This window comes from Candidatus Kurthia intestinigallinarum, assembly GCF_003991225.1.
Lineage (GTDB): Bacteria > Bacillota > Bacilli > Bacillales_A > Planococcaceae > Kurthia > Kurthia populi.
In genome coordinates, this window is record NZ_JTFC01000031.1 from 710,469 (window position 1) to 735,598 (window position 25,130).

Annotated in this window: 24 protein-coding genes and 1 pseudogene; 5 read left to right on the top strand and 20 right to left on the bottom strand. The window is 40.3% G+C overall.

The genetic code is table 11. From position 1 onward, the window contains the following. Positions 1–3 precede the first annotated feature (3 nt). Positions 4–573 (bottom strand): TetR/AcrR family transcriptional regulator, encoded by a 570-nt coding sequence (locus QI30_RS11980; protein ID WP_020189131.1) that lies wholly within the window; start codon positions 571–573, stop codon positions 4–6. 143 nt (positions 574–716) lie between these two features. On the opposite strand from QI30_RS11980, the gene QI30_RS20460 reads away from it, so the two are divergent. Then, complete coding sequence (locus QI30_RS20460; protein WP_158621033.1) at positions 717–887, top strand: hypothetical protein; 171 nt, start codon at positions 717–719, stop codon at positions 885–887. Between the two features lie 60 nt (positions 888–947). Here the strand turns inward: QI30_RS20460 and QI30_RS11985 are convergent, their stop codons facing one another. The 11 genes from QI30_RS11985 to QI30_RS12035 all read right to left on the bottom strand — a co-directional run bounded on the left by QI30_RS11985 (position 948) and on the right by QI30_RS12035 (position 12,232). Next, positions 948–2,486, bottom strand: coding sequence for a glycosyltransferase (locus tag QI30_RS11985; protein WP_126990924.1), 1,539 nt, complete (start codon positions 2,484–2,486; stop codon positions 948–950). Between the two features lie 12 nt (positions 2,487–2,498). Continuing rightward, complete coding sequence (locus tag QI30_RS11990; RefSeq protein ID WP_020189129.1) at positions 2,499–3,674, bottom strand: CDP-glycerol glycerophosphotransferase family protein; 1,176 nt, start codon at positions 3,672–3,674, stop codon at positions 2,499–2,501. 31 nt (positions 3,675–3,705) lie between these two features. Further along, on the bottom strand, positions 3,706–4,839 hold the full coding sequence (locus QI30_RS11995) for a CDP-glycerol glycerophosphotransferase family protein (protein WP_126990925.1): 1,134 nt from the start codon (positions 4,837–4,839) through the stop codon (positions 3,706–3,708). Further along, positions 4,827–5,852, bottom strand: a complete 1,026-nt coding sequence (locus tag QI30_RS12000) for a ribitol-5-phosphate dehydrogenase (protein ID WP_020189127.1) — start codon at positions 5,850–5,852, stop codon at positions 4,827–4,829. The genes QI30_RS11995 and QI30_RS12000 overlap by 13 nt, the downstream gene beginning before the upstream one ends. Then, the gene (locus QI30_RS12005; RefSeq protein ID WP_020189126.1) at positions 5,852–6,565 is read right to left on the bottom strand and encodes an IspD/TarI family cytidylyltransferase; all 714 of its coding nucleotides are present in this window, start codon (positions 6,563–6,565) and stop codon (positions 5,852–5,854) included. Before QI30_RS12005 ends, QI30_RS12000 begins: the two co-directional genes overlap by 1 nt. Positions 6,566–6,749: 184 nt before the next feature. Continuing rightward, complete coding sequence (locus QI30_RS12010; protein WP_020189125.1) at positions 6,750–7,916, bottom strand: aminotransferase class I/II-fold pyridoxal phosphate-dependent enzyme; 1,167 nt, start codon at positions 7,914–7,916, stop codon at positions 6,750–6,752. A gap of 194 nt (positions 7,917–8,110) precedes the next feature. Then, positions 8,111–8,839, bottom strand: a complete 729-nt coding sequence (locus tag QI30_RS12015) for an amino acid ABC transporter ATP-binding protein (RefSeq protein WP_020189124.1) — start codon at positions 8,837–8,839, stop codon at positions 8,111–8,113. A gap of 12 nt (positions 8,840–8,851) precedes the next feature. Further along, on the bottom strand, positions 8,852–9,508 hold the full coding sequence (locus tag QI30_RS12020; RefSeq protein WP_233600585.1) for an amino acid ABC transporter permease: 657 nt from the start codon (positions 9,506–9,508) through the stop codon (positions 8,852–8,854). Positions 9,509–9,618: 110 nt separating this feature from the next. After that, the gene (locus QI30_RS12025) at positions 9,619–10,434 is read right to left on the bottom strand and encodes a basic amino acid ABC transporter substrate-binding protein (protein ID WP_020189122.1); all 816 of its coding nucleotides are present in this window, start codon (positions 10,432–10,434) and stop codon (positions 9,619–9,621) included. Positions 10,435–10,811: 377 nt separating this feature from the next. Continuing rightward, complete coding sequence (locus QI30_RS12030; RefSeq protein ID WP_126990927.1) at positions 10,812–11,642, bottom strand: flagellin; 831 nt, start codon at positions 11,640–11,642, stop codon at positions 10,812–10,814. A 143-nt stretch (positions 11,643–11,785) separates the two neighbouring features. Next, on the bottom strand, positions 11,786–12,232 hold the full coding sequence (locus QI30_RS12035; RefSeq protein ID WP_020189120.1) for a transcriptional regulator: 447 nt from the start codon (positions 12,230–12,232) through the stop codon (positions 11,786–11,788). 297 nt (positions 12,233–12,529) lie between these two features. On the opposite strand from QI30_RS12035, the gene QI30_RS12040 reads away from it, so the two are divergent. The 3 genes and pseudogenes from QI30_RS12040 to tnpB all read left to right on the top strand — a co-directional run bounded on the left by QI30_RS12040 (position 12,530) and on the right by tnpB (position 18,186). Further along, positions 12,530–14,101: an SWIM zinc finger family protein gene (locus tag QI30_RS12040; RefSeq protein ID WP_126990928.1), complete on the top strand. Its 1,572-nt coding sequence runs from the start codon at positions 12,530–12,532 to the stop codon at positions 14,099–14,101. Further along, positions 14,098–16,863 (top strand): DEAD/DEAH box helicase, encoded by a 2,766-nt coding sequence (locus QI30_RS12045; protein WP_199754674.1) that lies wholly within the window; start codon positions 14,098–14,100, stop codon positions 16,861–16,863. The genes QI30_RS12040 and QI30_RS12045 overlap by 4 nt, the downstream gene beginning before the upstream one ends. Before the next feature lie 173 nt (positions 16,864–17,036). After that, a pseudogene (gene tnpB / locus QI30_RS12050) lies at positions 17,037–18,186 on the top strand (IS200/IS605 family element RNA-guided endonuclease TnpB). Between the two features lie 125 nt (positions 18,187–18,311). Here the strand turns inward: tnpB and QI30_RS12055 are convergent. Then, positions 18,312–18,725, bottom strand: a complete 414-nt coding sequence (locus QI30_RS12055; RefSeq protein WP_020189117.1) for a single-stranded DNA-binding protein — start codon at positions 18,723–18,725, stop codon at positions 18,312–18,314. Positions 18,726–18,910: 185 nt separating this feature from the next. Between QI30_RS12055 and QI30_RS12060 the strand changes: the two genes are divergently transcribed. Beyond that, positions 18,911–19,339: a YwpF family protein gene (locus QI30_RS12060; protein WP_020189116.1), complete on the top strand. Its 429-nt coding sequence runs from the start codon at positions 18,911–18,913 to the stop codon at positions 19,337–19,339. A gap of 34 nt (positions 19,340–19,373) precedes the next feature. On the opposite strand, the gene fabZ is transcribed toward QI30_RS12060, so the two are convergent. The 7 genes from fabZ to QI30_RS12095 form a co-directional block, all read right to left on the bottom strand. Then, entirely contained in the window at positions 19,374–19,808 is a 435-nt protein-coding gene (gene fabZ / locus QI30_RS12065) for a 3-hydroxyacyl-ACP dehydratase FabZ (protein ID WP_020189115.1), read from the bottom strand. A 52-nt stretch (positions 19,809–19,860) separates the two neighbouring features. After that, the gene (locus tag QI30_RS12070) at positions 19,861–20,157 is read right to left on the bottom strand and encodes a DNA-directed RNA polymerase subunit beta (protein ID WP_020189114.1); all 297 of its coding nucleotides are present in this window, start codon (positions 20,155–20,157) and stop codon (positions 19,861–19,863) included. Between the two features lie 21 nt (positions 20,158–20,178). After that, a complete protein-coding gene (locus QI30_RS12075; RefSeq protein ID WP_020189113.1) occupies positions 20,179–21,024 on the bottom strand; it encodes a flagellar hook-basal body protein in 846 nt (281 codons plus the stop codon). A gap of 13 nt (positions 21,025–21,037) precedes the next feature. Next, a complete protein-coding gene (locus tag QI30_RS12080; protein WP_126990929.1) occupies positions 21,038–21,874 on the bottom strand; it encodes a flagellar hook-basal body protein in 837 nt (278 codons plus the stop codon). Positions 21,875–21,890: 16 nt separating this feature from the next. After that, the gene (gene mreB / locus QI30_RS12085; protein WP_126990930.1) at positions 21,891–22,904 is read right to left on the bottom strand and encodes a rod shape-determining protein MreB; all 1,014 of its coding nucleotides are present in this window, start codon (positions 22,902–22,904) and stop codon (positions 21,891–21,893) included. Positions 22,905–23,214: 310 nt separating this feature from the next. Beyond that, a complete protein-coding gene (gene murA / locus QI30_RS12090) occupies positions 23,215–24,522 on the bottom strand; it encodes a UDP-N-acetylglucosamine 1-carboxyvinyltransferase (RefSeq protein ID WP_126990931.1) in 1,308 nt (435 codons plus the stop codon). A 316-nt stretch (positions 24,523–24,838) separates the two neighbouring features. Beyond that, complete coding sequence (locus QI30_RS12095) at positions 24,839–25,084, bottom strand: DUF1146 family protein (protein WP_020189109.1); 246 nt, start codon at positions 25,082–25,084, stop codon at positions 24,839–24,841. Between the last annotated feature and the right edge of the window lie 46 nt (positions 25,085–25,130).

Here is a 25,130-nt window from a genome sequence, read left to right on the forward strand (position 1 = left end):
CGATTAGGGTGTAAGCCCTCTAAAAATCGTACCTTGGAAAAGATCAATGATTTGCTCTTCTGTCAGCTCGTTTTCATGATAATCTGACCATTCAACGGCAACTGCAAGATAAGCTTTCAGCAACAAGTACGCCACTAATCGCGTATCATTTGCGACCATTTCACCTTTTGACACCGCATACTCGATTCGCTCCTCTAAGAACGATAGCAGCGCATCCTCAATCTTCGTCATCATCGTATGAACTTCTGGTGTATTCATTGATTTTTCTTCTTCAATTAATTTGGCATAAAGCTTATGCATCTCACGAAATTCTAAAATTTTCATTAACACATGATGTGCATTTTTCGTAAATGGTAGGTCATGATCAATAACCGCTTCTACCTCTCGCTTCATCTCTGCAACCATTTGAAGCGCAATATGTTCGAATAATACGTCCTTGTTTTTGAAGAACGTATAAATCGTGCCCTTACCGACCTTTGCAAGTTTTGCGATTTGATCCATCGTCGTCGCTTTATAGCCAAATAACGTGAATGACTGACGTGCTGCCTCGATAATTTCTGTTCGGCGATCCATGTCACTCAACTCTCTTTCTCGTATTTTCTCTAAAACTGACCGGAAACCTAATATGGTCATCTAGTCATTCATTCTATCACGATTCCAAAAAAATTCAACCGTTTTGCATAAAAAACCCTACCTAAGCAGGATTAACGGAAAGAATGATGAGCTTATTTCTGATAAACGAAAAAAAAGCGCCGGGATATGCGCTTTCTTTCGAAAAAAGTGAATGGGTTAAGGTAGAAGAAGCTGGTGAAACTTCTTCTATATTTAATCTATCATCTGATGAGCTTGTACTCAATAACATGCGCCAACACAAAAAAATGGCTTAAAAAAAGTGCGGAAAAATGACTTTCCCGCACTCCATCCATGCTTTTTTTCAGCTAAAGCGATTATTTTGCTGCTAGTTCTGAAAACAAGGCATCCCATTTTTTATACTGATCCGCAAAATGATAGTGATTTTTGACAAGTTCATGCCCTGCCTCACCCATCGCTTTTGCACGCGCTGGGTCTTTGAATAATTCAATCATCGCATCCGATAAGGCTTCCTTGTCGCCATCCGGTACAACCGATGCGAGCTTCGGATTATCGTACATTTCTTCTACTAAGTAGTTAATGTCAAATGCGACAACCGCTGTTTTGTTTGCGTACGCCTCTAGCGCGACAAGTGATTGTCCCTCATAAAGCGACGTAATAATTGTAAATTGCGACTCTGCAAACACATCATCCGCATTGGTCGTATAGCCTTTGAAGAACACATGATTCGTTAATTTTAATTTACGAACCAGCTTGCGTAGCTCAGGCTCCTCATCACCTGTACCATAAATATTCAAAATCGCATCCGGCTCTTCTCGCACAACTAATTTAAATGCGCGAATCGCTAAATGGATACGCTTCTCAGGTGCTAGTCGACTAACAATCGACGCAACAAATGGCTTCTTCTCTACTACATTTTCGCGTACATTCATCGCATGCGAAATGACATGATAATCAAAGTTATCGCCGAAATCTGCTTCTAAATCGGCTTTTTGATGCTCCGTTAACACGACAACCGGTACATGCGCTTCTTTATTCTCAAATAAACGCTTATGATTGTCCTTCAGCTCGCTACCCTGCGTATAGGGCTCCTCATACACCGTTGTATGAATGGCATAAATACGATGCGCAAGTGATGGCGACATCTTTTGAAGCTTCATCGCAGAACCCGGTCCATCACAAATAAAGTACGGCTTCGTATCCTCAGCCCTTGCAAGCTCTTCTAAGAAATACGTGTGAAACTCGGTATTATTTTCAAATGACACAACTTCCTTTTTATCGGTGCCAAACAACACAATACGCTGCTGCTTGCCTGTGCCTGAATTAAACCAGCGCGCTAAGTAGCAATGACCATCCGGCGTATAATGTAAAATCTGATTGAGCCCCCCGTTTTTCGGGTGGTACGTCGATTTACGAATCAAATAGCCCTCAGGATGGTACTCCTCGGTATAAGCGATGACACGCGTATTTGAATAATAGTAATCAATGCTTGCAAGTTGTCCGTTCGTATCCCACTTTTTATGCTTTACGAACTGGCCATTTAAAAAGTACAGCGTCGCCTGCTCATCATCCTGTATTTTATAGCCCTTTTCTTCACGCTTATGAAGCTGCTCGTAATGCTCGCGGTCCTCATCACTGACATTTTTATCGCGCGTCATTTTCTTGCGGTAATAATCATAGACATTAATAATAGAAGCTTCGCTATCAAGTCGACCGTCGTCATGCAGCTGTTTTTCAACCTCCGCATAGCCATACTGCTTATCATCGAACGTCACGATATGACTGCGGTAGCGCTCGTTATTAAACATATGGGTACGACGGAACATGACACTATTGATGCCGCCCTTATGAACATCTACATCCCATACAACCATAAATACTGTGCGTTTTGTCATCGCTTCTCACTCCTACTTGCGGTTCATACAATCGATAACAAGCTGTGCTACACGTTCAGTAGACTTACCATCTAAATCATCGAAGAATTTATCGGTGAATTCCGTTAAATCGACTACCTCGTCTGCACGATGTTTGTTCATTGACGCAACAAGCTCATCGGTATTACGTACGACATCTCCTGGTGTAAATTCGTCGTAGGATACGTAGAAATCACGTGATGCCACGTATTCTTCTAAGTCGAAGCAGAAGAAGATCATCGGTTTGTTTAATAACGCAAACTCGAAGCAAACAGATGAGTAGTCGGTAATTAAAATATCGGTAATAAATAAAATATCATTAACAGAAGGATATTTTGTGAAATCTTTAATTTTATCGCGATATTCTACTGGAATTTTAAATTTCTTCTTAACGAATGGATGCATTTTAATTAAGAACACATCGTTTTCGCCAAGTGACGCATATAATTTATCGAAATCAAGCATATGGTGTGGGAAGTGGGCACTTGTTTGACCATTACCACGGAATGTCGGCGCATATAATGTCACATGCTTGCCTTCAAGCTCTGGATATTTTCCGTACATCATCGCTTGTTTATCTGCTTTGTATTGCTCATCGAAAAATACATCCGTACGCGGCACACCTGTTGCCACAACTTTTGATTCGTCGATACCAAAGCCCTCTGCATAAAACGGTGCGACATATTTTGAACTTACAATCGCTTTTGTATAGTTTTTATGCGATACAGACGTTGGCTTTGGACCACCTGGCTTACCCATACGGCTAAAGCCGAACGTTTTGAACGCCCCAACTGCATGCCAAATTTGAATTAAGTCGGCACCTTTGCGGATTTTCAGTGGATAAATCATTGGGTAAAAGTCATCGAGCATGATAACTTTTGATGTAGCGATATTGTACGCTAATTGAATAATTTCAATGTAGCGTTTACGTTTTTTCACACTTGGTTTTAATAAAAAGTAATACTTATAATTCTCACGACGTTGTAACTCATCATAAACCATTTGGAAGTTATCACTTAAATCTTTACGGCTATCTGATAGAATCGATACTTTATTTTTTTGAATTGGGAGCATCGAGAAACCTTTATACATCGCTTGGAAAATTTCTTTTTTAAATTTACGGTCTAACTTTTTCTTAAACGATTCTTTTTTCTTCTTTTTTGTTGCCATTTGTCTACCTCTTTTCGAAACAAAATCATCCTTAGTTGGATTCAAATAGATGTTGTACGATTTTTTTCGATACATCCTCTGTGTGGCTGAAATTAAACTCCACCATACGCGATGTATCATACTGTTCATTTTTCTTGCGGTTGTTAATCCAAGAAACAAGCGCGTGTTGTTCTTGTAAAATCGTACCATCCGAAATAGCTTCAAGTGGACGATAAAGCCCTCTGCTTGCTGTATACTCCGCTAAATCTGGCACGTAATGTGCAAGTGGGCGTTCGAATAATGCAAATTCAAAAATCGCTGATGAATAATCCGTAATAAATGCGTCTGCTATCGGCATCCATTCATTTAATGGGTGCTGATAATCGAGCACGATATTATCAAATTGTGTCAACACACTCCACTCAGTACGGTCCGAATACGGGTGCGGCATAACGATAAGCTGAATATGGGGCGCTAATTGCGGTGCAATCGTTTGTAGCACAGCGAGCCAGTCTAGGTTCGACTCACTTTGGCCACTTTTCGCACGATACGTTGGCGCAATCAATACTTTACAGCGAGCCAGTTGAACCGGTGTTAATGCATCACTCGGCACAACTTCCTCACCGAGTAGGTCCGTACGCGGAATCCCTAGTGGATACACTTGATTTTCCGACATATTAAACGCTTCTGCGTAATACGGTACGACCGCCTTTGATGATACATAGACATGCGAATAATGCATATGGACAGGCACAATATTTAAATACTGTGAGGACGGTCCAAATTTCGTATCCTTCGTACTATACCCGAATTTTTTAAATGCACCTGCTGCATGCCATAATTGAACGAATTTTGTTTCTTTACGTGGATTTATTAGATAAACCGGTAAGAAATAATCGTCTAGTAACACCATTTTTGCATTAGCGATAGCCGGCAGCTCTTTAAATAACGCAAGTCCCATTTGCTTAGGTGCCTTGCGTATTTCGATATGCATTTCCGGATGCGTCTTTTGGATTTCACGCACGACGGCCTTTAGATTGCCCTCTAGCTGATTCGAGCGATACGTGTAGACGACAATTTTTTTCTCATCAATCGATTTTTGCTCTAAAACGAAATAGAAGAATCTATAAATTACTTTATAGATTCTTTGGATTGTATATTGGATTGTCTTTTTTAGATTTTCCATAACATGACGCTCTTACCCCATGAGCTAGATAAGTCACTTTCAAAGGCAGTGATAATGTCTTTAACAGATGTCACTTCTTGTGTGTATCCAACTAATGTCGATAAGTACTCAGGAATTTCAGGATGTGCTTTATAAAGATCCACTGTTTTTTGGAAATCAACAGCACCACTACGGCTTGAGCCAACAAGTGTTAAGCCTTTTTCAAGCACCATACGTGTGTTGATTTCTACAGGATATTCACTTACACCTAATAAGCAAAGTGTTGCTTCAGGGTGTACGTGGTCGATCATTTGGTCGATTGCGTATTGGCTACCTTTACCGCCAGCACATTCGAATGCATGGTCTACCATGTAGTCCTCAGGGATTTCGTTAATGAAGATTTTTTCGTCAACGAATGAGAAGTGGTCTAATTTATATTGTGTTTTACCAAAGATGGTTACTTTGCAGTCTGGGTACATGTATTTTAATAATAGACATGTGATGAAACCTAAGTTTCCGTCACCCCAAACGCCAAATGTACCGCGGCGTTTAATTGCTTTGCGTTCAAAGCGAGCGATTGAATGCGTAGCGATAGTTACTAATTCTGTAAATGCCGCTACTTCCATATTCATATCTTCTGGTAATACAACTAAGCGGTCACGATTTAAGAACACATAATCTTGCATGAAGCCATCGTAGCCTGAAGAACGGAACTTACTAGAGCGTAAGTAGTTTTCTGCTACATATGGGTCTTCCTCTGTTGGTGTGTTCGGTACCATGACAACCTTTGTGCCGACCGCATATTCACCAGTTGGGTCGTAAGCGACTTCCCCTACGCCTTCATGGATTAATGCCATCGGTAATTTTTTCTTCATCGCTTCTTCGCCGCGTGTTCCTGTGTAGTAACGTTGGTCTGCAGCGCAAATTGAAAGGTGAGTTGGACGTACAACGACGTGGTCAGAAGAAATTGCACGATCCTTATAAGTTACTTCGATCTGGCGAGCAGATACTAATCGATAAATTTGGTTAATCATTATTTATCTAAACTTCCTTTTAAAATTGAATTCGCCACGTTTAAATCGTAAGGCGTTGTCACTTTAATGTTATAACTTTCACCACGTACTAATTTAACTTTCTCACCTTTGATTGCGAAGATTTTACATGCATCTGTTAAGATTTCTTTTTCATCTTGAGACAGGCTATTATAAAGCTCTTGTAATTTTTTGATGTTGAATGTTTGTGGCGTTTGGCCTTGGAACATATGGCTACGCACTGGAATTTGTGTAATAAATTCGCCGTCTTGTGATTCAACGATTGTATCGATAGCTTCGATCACTGTATCAACTGAACCAAATTCAAGACCTGCATCGATATTTTGCTCGATGATGCGGTGTGTTAAGAATGGACGTACGGCATCATGTGTTACTAAAATATCGTCGTCGTTTAAGCCGTTTTGGCTATCGATTGCTGCGATGACGTTCATGATTGTGTCATTACGGTCTGCGCCGCCTTGGATTACTTCAACTTTTGGTAAATCTAGTTGATGTTTTTTCACAAGATCGCGTGTGTATTGAACCCAATCTTTTGGTACCGCGATAAAAATTTTATCTAGACGATTGTTTAGAATAAATTTCTCTAATGTATGGATGATGATTGCTTTATCATTTAATGTTAAAAATTGTTTAGGCATTGGTACGTTACCCATACGAGTTCCTTTACCACCTGCTAAAATACCTGCATAAATCATGTATAGCACCTCATTGATTATAAAATTAATTATTATTATTTTTGGAATTTATCTCTAAAAGTAAGAATAGCATAAATACCTTTCAAAAACATAGAAACATCCGTATTGTTATACAGTTGAAATACATTTTGAAGGCGTTTTCTTCACATTTAGAACGTCTAAATGTCGATTTGGGTTGCGATAATTAGTGTGATGCTTGCTCAGCGCGTACTTTTTCAACAAATGCAGCGAGGCGGTCCATCGCTTCAACTAATGTTTCAAATGCATAAGCATACGTAATACGTAAATAACCTTCTGCTGCAAATACAGCGCCCGGTACAACGCAAACGCCCGCTTCTTTTAATAAGCGTGTCGCAAATTCATGAGAGCTCATGCCAAATTGTTTAATAGAAGGGAAAATGTAGAACGCACCATTTGGCTTATGTACTTCAAGTCCCATTTCTACTAGACGACCATAAATGTAGTCGCGACGTTCTTTATAAGACGCTGTCATCGCGATTGGCGCGTCTTTTGAGCCTGTAAGTGCCTCAATTGCTGCGTACTGGCTTGGTACCGCTGCACATAAAATATTGAAGGCATTTACTTTTACCGTAATATCCGTCAATGCTTCAGGTGCTAGGATAAAGCCAATGCGCCAGCCTGTCATCGAATGTGATTTTGATAACCCCGAAATTAAGAATAGCTTATCTTTCAGTGCAGGGTAACTACCAAATGAACGATATTCCCCTTCAAATGTGATTTCACTATAAATTTCATCGGAGATTAAATAAATATCTTGCTCTGCTAAAAACGCAGCTAACGCATCCATACGTTCTGGACTTACCGTTGCACCGGTTGGATTTGACGGGAAGTTAAATAAAATCGCTTTCGTTTTTGGCGTAATCAATGCTTTTAAGGCATCGACTTCGGGCTCAAAATTTGTTTCCGTGATGTCTAAAAATACAGGTTTTGCTTTTGCATATTCAATCATTGGAACATAACCTGCATACATTGGTGCAGATAGGATGATTTCATCCCCTGGCTCGATAATCGTACGTAATACCGCGTCAATCGCCTGTGTTGCACCATTGGTTACGAGCACTTCATTTGCATTGTAATTGCAATTGTAGCGTTCGTTGAAATACGCCGCCGTCACTTGACGCAATTCAAGCAAACCGGCATTCGGAGAGTACGATGTTTTGTTTTCTTCAATCGCACGAATACCAGCTTGCTTCACAGCTTCAGGCGTTGGAAAATCTGGTTGGCCAATTGTTAAGTTTAAGGCATTTGGGTAATCTACTAGTTGATTTGAAAATTCACGAATTCCAGAGATACGAAGTTGTGTTGCTTCGCTATTTAATGTTAATGACATGAGTCAATCAATCCTTCTTTTCCTTATAAATGACGTGCTTTTAAACACGTTTTTTGAATTTGTCCTTATTATACAATTATATGACGTAAAGAGAAATACAAATACTTCATTCTGTCAAGTTGACTGGCACGACACATCAAATTTTTAGCACAAAAAAAGTACTGCTATTAAGCAGTACCCTCTTTTGTCACAGATTAATGATTTAATACTGCTTTTAAAAATTCTTGTGCACGCACAGTCTTTGGTGCTGTAAAGAATTCAGATGGTGGTGCTACTTCGACAATTTTACCCTCAGCCATAAACACGATGTCATTACAAATCTCTTTTGCAAAGCCCATCTCATGTGTCACGACGACCATCGTCATACCGGCATCTGCTAAACTACGGATCGCATCAAGCACCTCTTTTACCATCTCTGGGTCAAGTGCTGATGTCGGCTCGTCAAATAGCATAACTTCTGGGTCCATCGCAACGGCACGTGCGATTGCGACACGCTGCTGCTGACCGCCTGATAGACGACCTGGATAAGCGTCAAATTTATCCCCTAAACCAAGCTGCGTTAGTAATTCCTTACCGCGCTTTTCTGCTGCTTCCTTCGATAAGCCTTTTACTTTCATTGGGGCCATCGTGACATTTTCAAGTGCCGTTTTAAACGGATATAAATTAAAGCTTTGAAATACGAAGCCAATATTCGTACGTGCTTTGTTAATGTTTGTTTTTTTATCGTGAATGGAAATACCATCGACAATAATTTCGCCGCTATCAATCGTTTCAAGTGCATTAATCGTACGAATAAGCGTTGATTTACCGGCACCACTTGGCCCGATAAGCGCGATAACGTTTGATTTTGGTACTTCTAAATTAATATCTGTTAGCACATGGTGGTCACCATAGCTTTTATTGACGTTTTTAATTGAAATCATGATGATTACCTCCTACTGCTCTTTATCCATCATACGTTTTTCGAAGTAACGAATAACTAATGATAGCACGAACGTCATGATGAAATAAATGACAGCAATCGCCGTATAAATTTCTAATGGTTTTAATGTTGTTGCAACTAAGTTTTTACCTTTTAGCATTAAGTCAACGCCACCAATAACAGAGATTAAAGATGAATCCTTAATTAACATAATGAACTGTGAGGCAGATGGTGGCATAATGCGACGAACTGCTTGCGGTAAAATAATGTAGCGCATCGCTTGTGCACTCGTCATACCGCTCGCACGCGCTGCTTCCATTTGACCTTTTGGTACTGCTTGGACACCTGCACGGAAAATTTCCGCTAAAAAGGCACCGTTAAATGTTGCTAAACCGATGACTGCTGCAACTGTTGTCTCAACGTTTACAACATCACCTAAACCAATATAAATCCACATTAATAAAACTAATAGTGGTACACCACGCATAATCTCAACATATGCTCCAGCTAAAAAGCGAATGACAGGGTTTTTCGCAATTCGACCGAAGCCTACAATAATACCAATTGGCAAACTAAAAATCAGGGCTATAAATGAAATTTTAATTGTGAACCAAGCGCCTAACATCAATACTTCCCAGTTATCAGAAACAACGCTCCAGTCCCAAGACATGCTACTCAATACATTAACCTCCTATAATCGAAACCTTCTTATAATAAAAAAACGAAAAAGAAAGGATTCTCATCCCTTCTTCTCGTCAAAAGTCTATGAACTAAAAATGATTATTCTTCGTCTACATTGTTCATCCAATCAGCATTGTTGAACCATTTCTTTTGAAGTTCTTTTTCTTCTTTTGAACCTTTAAATTCTTTTAAGTACTCATTGATAAAGTCAACTGTCTCTGTGTCGCCTTTTTTCACTGCGATACCAAGATCATCCGCTGCAAGTAAGCCATCTAGTTTCACAACTTTACCTTTGTTTTGTAATTCGTAGATTTGGATTGCTGGCTCATCATAGACAACCGCTGCAACTTTACCTTGTTGTGCAGCCATTGCTGCTGTTGGGAAATCTTCAAATTCTTGAACTGTTGCGTTTTTGATTTCTTTTGCTGCAACAATTGCACCTGTTGTACCGATTTGAACAGCTACTTTATTGCCTTTTTTATCGATATCTTTAATTTCTTTTGCTGTGCTGTCTTTGCCGACCATTACTGCCTGACCTGTTGTATAGTATGAATCCGCGAATTCAACTGTCTTTTTACGTTCATCGGTAATTGTCATACCCGCTAAGACTAAATCAACTTTACCAGCATTTAATGATGGAATTAATGTTTCAAAGCCAAGTTGTTTTACTTCTAATTTTGCGCCCATTTTATCAGCGATAGCTTGCGCAACGTCCATGTCATAACCAATCATTTTGCCGTTTTTATCAAACATTTCAAATGGGTAATAACCTGCATTTGTTCCTACTACTAATGTTTTTTCTTCTTTTACTTTTTCAAGTGTAGTTTGTGAATCTTTTTTATCATCCCCGCCGCCACATGCTGCAAGTGCTGCAGTTACAACGACTAATAAGAATGCTGCTAACCATTTCTTCATGTCTCGCTATCCCCTCTCGGAATTCTTTTTTCGAATATTTATTATATATGAATTATAGTTTATTTTTATTCATCTGTCTACATAAAAATTAATATTTTTACATTAAAATGAGTGTATTATTCAATATTTTTAAGTAATATACAGCATTTATGAATAAAGAACGTATACACAACAGCATATATATACATATTTCAATTGACGATTATCGCTAGTAAACGTTGCGTTAACGCCATTTTTTTGAACTTTTTACTATTATTAGTGAAATATCATGTTGTTTAATGTATATTTATACACTTTTATTTTATTTTATTCGTTTGTATTATGCAATGAAAAAATGCTTTTGTAAGAATATTCCCTTTCAAAAGCACTTTATGCGTTCATCCATTCATTTTTAATAGCTGTAACATGCCTTGTGCCGTCTGCATATGCATTGCCATCGCATATTGTGCGGCTTGCTGTAAAATATTCGCCTTCGTAAAGTTCATCATTTCCTTCGCAATATCCGCATCACGAATACGCGACTCAGCGGCTGTTACGTTTTCCGCGGTATTGACGTTGACATGATAGGCATGTTCCATCCGATTTTGATACGCACCTAGACGTGACCGCTCCATCGATACACTTTTAATCGCAGCATCAAGCGTGGAAATCGACGCATCTGCCTCGTCCCGTGTCGCAATCGACGCGTCTGTGATGCCAATCGCATCCGCACTCATATCATTCATCGTTAAATCAATCGTCTGTCCTGCATTCGCACCAGCCTGAATTTTCAGTGGTGTCGTCGCATTATCACCATTTAATAATTTGCGTGTATTAAATTCCGTATCCGTCGAAATACATGTTACTTCTTTTTTAAGTTCCTGAAACTCCACATCAATGCGTGCGCGGTCGTCATCCGTCAACGTATCATTCGCCGCTTGCACGGATAATTCACGCATGCGCTGTAGCATTGCATGTGTCTCATTAAGCGCACCCTCTGCGGTTTGAACCATTGAGATGCCATCCTGTATATTCTTCGATGCCATATTCAGTCCACTAATTTGGCCACGCATTTTTTCAGAAATCGCCAGTCCTGCAGGGTCATCGCCTGCTCGGTTTATGCGATAGCCGGTTGATAGTCGTTCAAGCGCCTTCGATGCTGCATTCCACTGGTGATTCATATTGCCCCAAATCATCATGCCCTGGCCATACCATGCACCAATTCTCATCATTACGCCTCCCTTCTTATTACTCCTACTTCTACTATCGGCACAGAGACATTTTTTTCGACAAAAAAGCAGGCATCTATGGGTGCTTCACATAGATGCCTGTTATTGACTGTGGTAACTTTTTAAAATGTCGATCCGCTCCTTTAACGCATGTTGGTTAAGTCATCAAATAAATTTTTATCCCGACGATCGAGCGCTACATCAATTAAGTGGAGGCGATTTTGGTTTTCCATTTCGTTAAACAACAACTCAAATTCTGAGTGTGCCGCTGCGCGTGCCTCTTTCTGCTCTTTTTTCAGCTCTAGGTCATCTAAAATCTTTTGAAGATGATCATGGATGTTAGAGACGAGCAATAATTGATACAACGGTAGGCGGATAAAGCGGCTACCTCGTTGAAAAACGAAAACATCGGATAAGTTTTCGACTTGTAGCGTTTTGAGATTAATAATAATCTCTTTCCCTTCGACTGGAATAAAATTAAATAACTCATCATCTTTTAACACGGAGAAATATTGATAGGCAAACACAAGTTTTAAACGGTCCCCTACGCGTTTTGTATAGAACGGTTCGATTCGACGGATTTGTAACATGCTGTTCCCCTCCTTTTAACAAGGAATGATTAATCCTTAATGCTAACGGAGTCCTATTAAGTGATCGATATCTTGCAATAAGAATTGAGGATGAATCATGAGGAAAGTCACGCACTGTCCTATTGCAATATTCTGACTACTTATATAATACCACCATTTACATGTTTTCACACATATTCTGATTGAAATCCAACATTTTAACTAGAAGAAATGTTGTTTCAATCGAAAACATTTACGCATCACCTGAATGGGCATATAATGGAGAGAAAGATTTTTTTTGAGGACGGGATTATAAACATGAATACAAACGTTTCAGAAATCGCTCATTTATATGAAGATTTTTTACGCAATAAAATGCTAGAACTTAGCCTTGAACTCGATTCCTCGAATGAACAGGATGAGGAAACGGTTCGCCGTGCTGCCTTCTTAGCACGCCACAACTATGTAAAATTACGCAGCTTCCGCGCTGAATTGGGACGTCTACAATTTGCTGTGCAAGATGCTGGTACGCCGACGGTTACAATCGTCGTAGAGGATGAGAAATTATCATGCGACTGCCCGACAAAAAAACCTTGCCGCCACCAATTAGCAGCGATGTTTACGCTTTATCAATATGTCGATTCATTATCGCAGTGGTTAGAAGATTTTCGTAACAAAAAAAGTGTACAGCTCCGCCTTTTAAATGAAGAACGTACACCGGAGTCATGGCTAAAGCTTGTACAACAAGTGTATCGCCAAAATTTATACAATCAACAAAAGCTTAATCCGTATTTACTAGAAAGTATTTTTTCAGATATGCAACAGCAAATTTTCCGCTATACCCCGCTTGAGCGTGAATGGAGCAGTATGTATCAGCTCTTCACACATGTTGCGCTATTGTCGCATACGTGGAAGCATTTAAGCACGTCAACAGAAGCTTCTCGCTCATTTTATATTAATTTCATTGAGCATGAGGCAGATAAAATGAAAGAATTTATTCGCCAATGCGCGAATAAATCACGCCTTTTTGCGTTGGACCCTTTTTATGAGAGCCTACAGCAGGTCGTCAATTACTTCTTGCTGCACCAGGAAGGCTATTTTGACGAGCGCTTAACTATTTATACGTTGTTCTGGGAATCGATGTTTCAGGATAAACGCTCACGTGAGGCAGAGCTTTTAATGCTACAAAATGAGCGTCATATTGCAGACGATGTCGACATCAATGCGGTGTATGCGATGTTTTACATTATGCTTGATAAACGCGATGACTTTGCGGCGATGCTTGAGTCGATTGAGGCGAAGCAGCTACTTGTGTGGACCGATTTAGCACACTTTGCGAATCGTAACGGCTATGACGATATGCTTGCGATGATTGTCCGCGCGATGCTTCCACATGTCGATGCCTTTATTAATGAATGGCTAGCGACGCGCTATCGTTCCACATTTGTTAATGAATTTAATGAGCTTTGTAAGCAAATTAATTTAACGGATGAGGAAAATGAATTGCTATTTGCCGCTTCTGGCATGTATGGCATTCAGCCGTATTCACGCTATTTAATAAAAAAAGAACGTTATATCGAATGGTCTGCCCTCCATCAGCGCTTCCCCTCTTCACTTAGCTACTTAGAGCTTTGTGGGCTACGCGATATGCTTGAGCAAAAACCAGAGGCCCTACTGCCGCTTTATCATACGCTTGCGATGAATGAAGTGAATCAAAAATCACGTCAGCATTATAAACAGGCCGTCCGTGTATGGAAAAAGATGAAAACTGCCGCGAAAAAATCGGCGAAAAATGAATTTTGGAATGATTATGTAACGACGTTAAAACAAAGTTATAAGCGTTTACGTGCCTTACAAGAAGAAATCGAGAAAGGAAACTTAATGCTATGACAATGACAAAGCATGTACCAAGCACTTTTTTAAAGTCATTTATGCTAGAAATCTCAGAATTTAATCATGTCTACTCGCTTTCTGCATATGATGCCTCAACTGGTACAGCATTAAAAGCGGAGGACTGGGTACCCTTTTTATACTTCCGCTATGAGCGTGGCTTTTTCGGCTTAACAGCTAATACAACAGAGGATTCGATTTTATTATCACCACTTGAAATGATCGAGCTATTCTCCCCTAATCAGCTTCACCCATTCGCAACGTATAGCGGGAAATCACTGCATGACCAAGATGTACTAGATGCGGCAACACGTGCGGGCAATTATTGGTATAGCCCTTCGCTTTGGGATTATGTGTCATTAAAAGAGGATACGATTCACCTTTCGTTAGAGGATAAAGAAATCAATCATCTGCTAGAGCTTGCCCTAACGCAGAAGCTTGTCGATGAGGGCTTACGCTTTGACGATTTAGACGCATTAATTCCATTATTTAAAGATGGTGGCTGGCCGCTTCAAGATAAACAAATTGATGATACACTCGTTGTCGCATTACGTCTAAGTGAGCCCGAAGAAGGCGAAAGCGATTGGACGCTAGAAACCGTACTACGTGCGAAAAAATCAGCGAGCTACTGGGCTGTGCCAGCACGTAAACAAGCACTATCCATTGAAAATGCATTACCCTCTAAGTGGGCCGACTATAGCGCTCAGGTACGTGAGCTGCAATCGCAAATGCTGAAGTTACTACAGAGAAGAGTATATGGTGAAAATCTAACGAATGCACAATTTATCCATGTGAAATTAGCAGATCGTGATGTGCGTGAATTTTTACGTAGCGACTTTATTTACTTACAGGCACTTGGCTTTGAAATTGTTCTGCCTGGTTGGCTAAAAGAATTAAAAGAATCACGTATGAAAGTACAGGCAAGCGCCTCTACTGCCTCAAACTATAAATCAGCAGCTGGTCTGGATGAGATTTTAACATTCAACTGGAAGCTATCACTTGATGGGCATGAGGTCAGCGCGGATGATTTTGAAAAAATGGTCGCTGAAAATCGTGAGTTTATTCGTGCGGGTACAGAATGGATTCGCGTGGATGCAGCATGGATGCAAGAAATCCGCAAGCTGATGGAAAAAGCCGAAAACGAAAACTGGACGGTGCGCGATTTACTCTTTAAAGATATTGGCAAGGATTTGACGATTCCATTTGAATTAGAAGAGGAAGATTATTTAGATGACCCTGTGCTGCAATTTGAGCTACAGCGTTCGCTAAAAGATTATATGCAAAAAATCGTCGATAAGCAGGGACTTCCTGAAATTCCACTGCCTAAAACATTGCAGGCTGAGCTACGTCCGTATCAACAGGTCGGCTTTGACTGGCTTGTATTTATGCGTGAGCAAAAATTCGGTGCCTGCCTAGCGGATGATATGGGGCTTGGGAAAACGATTCAGCTTATTTCGTATTTACTGCATGTATACGAAACGGCGACAGAACCAACACTTATCATCTGTCCGACATCGGTGCTAGGAAACTGGCAAAAAGAATTAGAACGCTTTGCGCCTTCTCTGAATACGTATTTGCATTACGGTGCAAAACGCTTAAAAGAGCAGGACTTCATGCAAACAATCGAACGCGATAATGTCCAAATCATTTTGACGACGTATGGTACGGTGACACAGGACATTGAGATGCTAGAAGATTTAGCCTGGGCGAATGTGACGCTTGATGAAGCACAAAATATTAAAAATATGAATACGAAGCAATCAAAAGCAATTCGTCGTTTACGCGGTACACATCATATTGCCCTAACAGGAACGCCTGTTGAAAACCGTCTGTCTGAGCTATGGGCGATTTTCGACTTTATTTACAAAGGCTATCTTGGTAGCTTCTCGCGCTTCCAAGAAAACTTTATCGCGCCAATTGAGCGTGATAATAATGATGAAGTGAAAGAGCAGCTACGCCGAAAAATCCAGCCGTTCTTATTACGTCGAACAAAACAAGATCCAGAACTTCAACTGAATCTACCAGATAAAATTGAGCAGCGTGAATATTGTCCATTAACTGAGGAACAAGCCGTTCTTTATGAAAGCTATATTCAAGAAACGATGCATAAGCTTGAAACGCTAACGGGCTTTGAACGCAAAGGGCTTATTTTAAAAATGCTCGGCAAATTAAAGCAACTGTGTAATCACCCGGCCCTTTACTTAAAAGAGCCATTTGATAATGCGGAGGATATGATTCATCGTTCTGAAAAATTAGAGCGTCTCGTATCACTCGGCGCCGAAATCGTGCAAAACGGTGAGCAATGCTTAATCTTTACACAATACATTGGCATGGGGCATTTAATGCAGCACTGCTTCTCTGAGCTGTATGATATTGACGTGCCGTTCCTAACGGGAAGTATGCCGAAGCAGCAGCGTGACCATTTCGTCGAATCTTTCCAGCGTGGGGACTTCCCTATTTTCATTCTGTCATTAAAAGCAGGTGGTACGGGCTTAAACTTAACAGCCGCAAACCATGTACTTCACGCCGATCGCTGGTGGAACCCTGCCGTTGAAAATCAAGCAACAGACCGTGCCTACCGTATCGGTCAAACGCAATTTGTCCATGTGCATAAATTTATGACGACGGGCACAATTGAAGAAAAAATCGATGCGTTACTAACGGAAAAACAAGCTTTATCTGAACAGCTTATTCAATCAAGTAATTGGCTGACCGAATTAAATGATAAGGAACTCGAAGACTTACTAAGCTTCTCCTTCTAATGAATGACGCAAGGCTCCCTAAAAATACAGGGAGCCTTTTTTTATCATTTTTTCGCAGAAGACACCCTCCTCAACGCGTGGAGCGAGTAGGTGGGTGATGAATGCGGTGCTTAAAAGTAGAAATAGAACGTTTGTTTGTGTTAAACTAGAAGGCAAACAAGGAGGTGTTCGCCATGATCTACAAAGCATACCCATTTCGTCTCTATCCGAACAAAGACCAACAAGCGTTGATTCATCAAACGCACGGTCATTGTCGTTTTGTCTATAACCATTTTCTTTCATTATGGAATACAACATACAAAGAAGAAGGAAAAGGCTTAAATCGCTCCAGTATGTCTAAACTGCTGACAAAACTGAAAAAACAGGACGACACAGCCTGGTTGCGCAACGTAGATAGTGTGGCCCTACAAACCTCCTGTGAACAGCTTGTGGATGCATTTGGGCGTTTTTTCAAGAAACAAAACAACTATCCGCGTTTCAAAAGCAAGAAAAACGCCGTGCAAAGCTATACGACTAAAAATACGAATCATAATATCGCGATTGTCGGCAACAAAATCAAGTTACCCAAACTAGGACTCGTGAAATTCAAACAAACACGCGCGCTCGAAGGACGGATTATGCGCGCAACGATTCATTATCACGCGAGTGGTCGTTTCTCGGTGTCCATTACGTGCGAGGTCCCCGAATTTCAATCCCTGCCAAAAACACATCAAGCAATTGGCATTGATTTAGGCATTACCGATTTCGCGATTCTTTCGGATGGGCGTAAAGTGGATAACCAACGCTTTACGGCTAAGATGGAACAAAAGTTAAAACGTGAGCAACGAAAACTTTCACGCCGTTACGAACAAGCGAAAAAAGACAACCAGGTTTTACGAGACTGCATGAACTACCAAAAACAACGCCGTAAAGTGGCGCGTTTGCGTGAAAAAGTGGCGTTTCAGCGAGAGGACTTCTTACACAAGTTGACGACGGCATTCATTCGTCAGTCAGTACGATGTCATTTGTATCGAAGATTTGAACACCAAAGGCATGCTGAAAAATCATAAACGAGCAAAAGCGATTAGTGACGTATCCTGGTCTTCGTTTGTGCAAAAACGGATGTACAAAGCGAAGTGGTATGGCCGAACAATCGTGAAAACCAATCGCTTCTTCCCATCAAGCCAACTATGCCATGTATGTGGGCATCATGATGGCAAGAAAGCCTTAGAAATCCGCGAATGGACTTGTTCATCATGTTACACGACACTCGACCGCGACATCAATGCAAGTCGCAACATTTTAGCAGAAGGATTACGCCTTTTTGAAGCAACCCAACCGTAGGGACTACGGGGCTAGCCTACTAATAGAAGTGAAGCCGCTGTTTCGAGCAAAGAGGAACAAGCATGCACTGTTCGTAGGAATCCCCCACTTCAAGCGAGATCGTGAAAACGCTAAGTGGGGGTAGTTCAAACGGGTAAATTTTCTGGTGTCGTAAAATGCGATAGCAGCTCAGCATCAGGTAGCATCGGTGAATTCCCATCTGTGATTTTCTTCTTTGATGATAAAAAGCGTACATCTGAAACGACAATTTCCGTCGTATAGACGCGTTCATTTTGTTTATTCGTGTATGAGTTACTTTGCAGGCGGCCTATCACACTAACGAGGGAGCCCTTGCCACAATATTTCTGCATATTTTCAGCATCCTTGCCCCATACATTACATGATAAAAAGTCAGCCTCAATCACCCCCTGTTTATTTTTAAAATTACGAGATACAGCGATTGAAAAGCGTGCGACTGCCTGCTGTTTATCACCAACATAGCGTACATCTAAATCCTTTGTAATTCGTCCAACACAAGCAACTTGATTCAGTTGAATCACCTCCATGCGCTTACTATACGATAGAGGCCTTTAAAGCTCGAATCGTCATAAATGAAAAATCACATCGTTTTGCAGATGATTTCAAAGCGATGCGCACTTTTCTCTCTTTGCACCGGCTGTTTTCTCAAATATCGCATATGGTATACTTTTAATACGACTCTTTATAACGAAAGGCGATGAATCATGTGAAAACGTTTAAATTGATGTCCTTTGAAGTGTTTCAAAACGATAGCTTTAAAAAATACCCGCTTGAAGATGGTATTATTATTAACCAAGAAAGTAGCCACCAATCATGGGTGCTCGAAATCTTCGTAGATGCAAGCTATGAGGATGATTTCAAAGCGTACATTGGTACGGATACGATTTTAGAGGCACGCGCTGTTATTTCATATCCAGACAACGAGCCCGCTGCATTCCGCGTGCTCGTACAGCAACTCGAGCATACGAGTGATGGGCGTTTATCGATTTTATTTAAAGGCACATTGAAAACGCAAAATCGTCAGCAATACGCCGAGCTATTATTGGCGCACTTAATTAGTACCGGGCTCACTGGCGAGGAATTACTGACACAATTCCAACATGATATGAAACGTCGCCCGCGCATAAAAGCTTAAAAAAAGAAGGCCTCCTTTTGGAAGCCTTCTTTTTTTATTCTGCTTTCGGTCCAATTGCAAATAAAATATCACATTCACAAACAAGCTCACCATCAACTGTCGCAGTAGCATGTCCTTTACCCATTTGACGACGTAGTCTTGTGAATTCAACTTCCATTTTTAATTGATCGCCAGGAGTTACTTGGCGTTTAAAACGCGCATTATCAATTCCTGTTAAAAAGGCTAAATGCCCTTTGAATTCATCTTTAGAAAGTAGCGCAACGCCACCAACTTGTGCAAGTGCCTCAACGATTAATACACCTGGCATTACTGGATATCCAGGGAAATGCCCTTGGAAAAATGGTTCATTAACCGAGACATTTTTTAAACCAACAGCGCGTACCCCTTCTTCCATTTCTGTAATACGATCAACGAGTAAAAACGGATAGCGGTGCGGTAAAATTGCTTGAATTTCTGATGCATTTAACATTAAATTAGTACCTCCCAGTAAATTATTACCTGATACTAATAGTATACCATAATTAATCCATTTTACCATTCATGATGTCAAAGATGTGCGTCCATGTTCCAGGGTTTAATACTTGTAATGGATTACCATCACCAATCACACCATAGCCAATCATTGAGCCTACTAGCGCCACGACTAAAAATAATACAACAACGATTAAAATTCGTGTAATCCATGAAGCAAATCCAATCGATACGATAGGTTGCTCTGTTAGCACATCTTGTGGTAGCTCCTCTTGTACGCGTTTTTCTTTCTTCACTTTACGATCCTGACGCTTTTGCATACGCGTTTGTTTTGTTTCCTCTGTCATTCAAATAACTCCTTCATTCTGTTATCGAATGCTATTCACGAGTCCCATCATTTGGTCCGCCATCGAAACGGTACGAGCATTAAATTGATATGAGCGCTGTGTTTGAATCAAGTCACTCATTTCCTTCGATGTATCAACATTTGACGATTCAATCACACCATTTTCAAGCGCAATTTGATTTCGATTATTACCAACTAATTGTTCCATCGCTCCATCAACGTCTAGGTCGACAGCATTTTCAGGAAGTGTAAAATACGTGCCTGATAAATGCGATAAGATTTCTGGACGGTTCACTTTTGTGACACTAAATGCAATACGCTCTGTTGAGCCATCTGTATACGCCACTTGCATTACACCGTTATTGTCCATGCGAATGTCCTTTAAATCACCTTTAAATTGAATCGGCTCTCCATCTGCATCGAGCACATAGTTACCACTTTCATCAACTAAATTTGACGTACCATCGTCATTTGCAGACAATTGGAAGTCCCCTTGTCTTGTCCAAACAATTTGTGCTGGCTCGCCATCTAGCTGGTGATTATTCATTTGCACATTGAAGAAAAGATTTTCATCGGTAAAGGCAAAATCCAAGTAGCGATCTGTCGTTTTTAAGCTCCCTTGCTTCGTTACAAGCTGTGTTTGCGCAATTTGCGCGCCAACGCCCATACGAATGCCTAAAGCTGTCTGACGAGGTGCTTCGTCTGCCTTGTCATTGTTAAATTGTTGATATAATAGCTCACCAAATGTAGCATTCTTAGACTTATATCCTGACGTATCTGTATTCGCCAAGTTATTCCCAATAATATCAATTTTCGATTGTAATTGCGACATTGTATTCGCTGCTGACAGCATCGTACGATTAACCATTTATTTCTGCCCCCTATACTTTCCCAATCTCATTAACCGCCTTATCCATACTGCGGTCATAAGCTTGTAGCATTTTTTGATTCGCTTCAAATGAGCGATAAGCGGACATCATTTCGGTCATTGTCGAGCCTGCATCAACATTTGATTGCTCAATATAGCCTTGTCGCATAGAAAACGCAATATCATTATCATCATACGCTGATGTTAATTCATTGCCATCCTCTGTATAGTATAACCCATTATCTTGTTTTATTAACCTATCCGGGTCTTCTACATATGCGACGTCAATTTGCGCAATAAGTTCATTATTTTCGAGTACGCGACCATCCTCTGTGATTGTATAATCATCTGATGTCACTCGAATCGGCTCTCCCGTTGTTGATAACACATAGTTACCGCCCGATGTTACGAGCGAGCCTTGGCTATCAACAGTAAAGTTCCCATTTCTAGTATACGCTTCCTGGCCATCTGTTTGTAGACGGAAATATAGCCCACCTGTGCGGCTTCCATCGCCTCGAACTGGTAAATATTCATCAACTAATGCGACATCTGATTTTAAATCCGTTTGTACTAGTTGCCCCTGTGTATAATCCGGAATCGTTTCCTGCATATAAACGCCCGTTCCGAGTGTACCGATTTGCTGGACGGACATGGGATTAAAGCCATTTTGTAAATTAGCCTTTCCGTTTTTCTCAATTGCTGACAGCAGCATATTCGGAAATGCGCGCACCGTCGATTGATCTGCCTTATAGCCTGGCGTTGATGCATTTGCAATATTATTTGAGAGCATTTCTGTACGGCGCTGCTGTGCAATCATCCCTGTTGTAGCTGTGTAAAACCCTTTAAACATCGTTTATACCTCCTCATTAAGCCTCAATCATTTTTTTCGTTTTTGAAATACGGTCCATATTTTCTAATAAAATACCGGTGCCATCCGCTACACAGCTCATGGCATTGTCCGCCACAAATACCGGTACGAATAATTCGTCAGTTAATAGTTGGTCTAAGCCATGAAGTAATGCACCACCACCTGTGAGCATAATGCCGCGGTCAATAATATCCGCTGATAGCTCTGGTGGTGTTTTTTCGAGTACATTTTTTGCGCCTTGTACGATATAACGAATCGAATCGCGCAGTGCATCAAAAATTTCATCTGAAGAAATTTGCACCGTTCGCGGTAAGCCATTCATCATATCGCGTCCACGAATGTCTGTCACTTCGCTGCGAAGACCTTTCACAGCGGTCCCAACCTCTATTTTAATACGCTCTGCCGTATGTTCACCAATCAATAATTTATACTGTTTTTTAACGTACTCTGCAATATCAGCATCAAACGTATTGCCAGCAGTTTTTAAGGACTGTGATGTCACAACACCACCTAATGATAACACCGCAATATCCGATGTACCGCCACCAATATCGATGACCATATTGCCGTATGGCTGAAAAATATCCATCCCAGCGCCAACCGCAGCTACCTTAGGCTCCTCTTCTAAGAAAACCGTAGCACCACCTGCATGTTTTGCCGCATCACGAATCGCTTTTTGCTCAACTTGCGTCACATTTGTTGGGCAGCAAATTAAAATACGTGGTTTTTTTGACCAGCGTCCACCTAAATTCAGTGAGCGAATAAAATGCGTCAGCATCGCCTCTGTCGTATCAAAATCTGCAATAACTCCGTCTTGTAGAGGGCGAATTGCTACAATATTACCTGGCGTACGGCCAACCATTCGTCTCGCTTCTTCACCAACAGCTAATACTTTCTTTGTTTTTTGATCTAGCGCTACGACTGAAGGCTCATTTAATACAACACCTTGTCCTTTAACATACACTAATACGTTCGCCGTTCCTAAATCGATACCGATATCATTTGAAAACATCCCCATGTTTCCCCTTTCATGTCGTAAATAATCTATATTTCGTCAAAACATTCACCGGATTCCATACGTAACTCCCACTAGTGTATCATAGGTATTAAAGACGAATATAGAGTATATTTAGTGAAATTCATAAGACTTTCATACGCAAAGTGTTAGTTATCACAACGAAATTAGTCCTAATATATCAATATTAAATAATAGTTATCTATTTTATGTAAGGCTTAAGATATAAAAAAGAGAGATTGGCAACGGCCAACCTCTCTAGACACTTCTTAGCTTTAGTTAAAATTTAAAATAAATAATAGCGTGATTAAGCTTTTTGAAGTTCTTTTTCGTCTGTAGTTTCTGTTTCAGTGTCGATACGTTCAATATCTGCACCTAAAGCTTTTAATTTACCGTGGAAGTTTACATAGCCACGATCTAAATGTTTTAGTTCAGAAACGCGTGTTACGCCTTCTGCTACAAGACCTGCAAGAATAAGTGCTGCTGCTGCACGTAAGTCAGTTGCTGCAACTTCTGCGCCTTGTAATTTTGTAGGACCTTCGATTACTACTGAGCGACCATCAATTTTCGCATTTGCGTTCATACGACGGAATTCTTCCACGTGCATGAAACGATTTTCAAATACAGTTTCAGTCACCATGCTGCTACCTTTAGCAACTAGCATTAGAGACATCATTTGTGATTGCATATCAGTTGGGAACCCAGGGTGTGGAATTGTTTTTACATCTGTTGCTTTTAAAGGATGTGTTGCGCGAACGCGAACGCCACCATCTTCAAGTTCTGTAATTTCAACGCCCATTTCGCGCATTTTCGCTACTAGAGCTGTCATGTGCTCAACTTCTGCATTTTCAACGATCACATCGCCACCAGTAATTGCTGCGGCTACCATGAAAGTACCTGCTTCAATACGGTCTGGAATGATGCTATGTGTTGTACCGTGTAATGTTTCTACACCTTCGATACGGATTTTATCTGTACCTGCACCAACAACTTTACCACCCATTTCGTTGATAAAGTTTGCAAGGTCAACGATTTCTGGTTCGCGTGCTGCGTTTTCGATAACTGTTGTACCATCTGCAAGTGCTGCGGCTGTCATTAAGTTTTCAGTTGCGCCAACTGATGGGAAGTCCATATAGATTTTAGCACCTTTAAGACGACCATCTGTTGTCGCTTCTACATAACCGTGACCCATTGTAATTTTAGCACCCATTAATTCGAAACCTTTTAAGTGGATGTCGATTGGACGAGAACCGATTGCACAGCCACCTGGCATTGCTACACGAGCAAAACCGTTACGAGCTAATAGTGGACCCATTACTAAGATTGAAGCACGCATTTTACGTACAAACTCAAATTGTGCCTCCGAGTTAATTTCGTTAGATGCATCGATATTTACGATGTTTGTTTCTGGATCGTATGATAGTTCTGCATTTAAGCTTTTTAACACTTCATCAATTGTATATACGTCTGATAAGTTTGGTACATTTTTAATTACATTTTTTCCTTCTGATGCCAGTAATGTTGCAGCAAGTACTGGTAATACAGCGTTTTTAGCGCCCTCTACTCGTACTGTACCGTTTAAAACATTGCCGCCTTTTACAACGATTTTTTCCACTTTTTTGTCCCTCCGAATGTATTTATATCAAAAAAATTTTCATCATCTATTCATTATTCATTATTAATGTCTGTTGTCAATTATTAGTAGCAAAACACATATAATGATACATGGTTTTCTAGGGATTGACAAGCATCCAAAACACTAATTTCAATTAGCCTTTATAAATTTTAACATAAATCTATTACCGATGCCTACTTCCATCATATTATTCCCCAGGAAATAGTAAATTGTTCATGTCATATAAAATTAAACAACTTAGGTTATAAGAAAAAATTTTTCAATCAGGTTTCTATTATATCAAAATATAAACGGTTTAAGAAAATAAATAACTAAGCTGCTTGGCCCATCCTGTAAATTCCAAGAAAACCCTAGATGCCGCTCCTCCGATGGCAATGCTTAATAGAATTAAAATGAGTCGCGTTTGAAAGACATGATTTTTTTTGAAAAACTGGCTGTACATTAAACTTTGTAATCCATAAAATGTAATTGCCATGAAAAAGATATGTGACAATAAACTGAACAGTGCGTTCTGCCCAATTAATGTAGAGACCTCACCCATACTACTTAACCTCCAATTCATCATGATTACCTAGTTTAAAAAATAG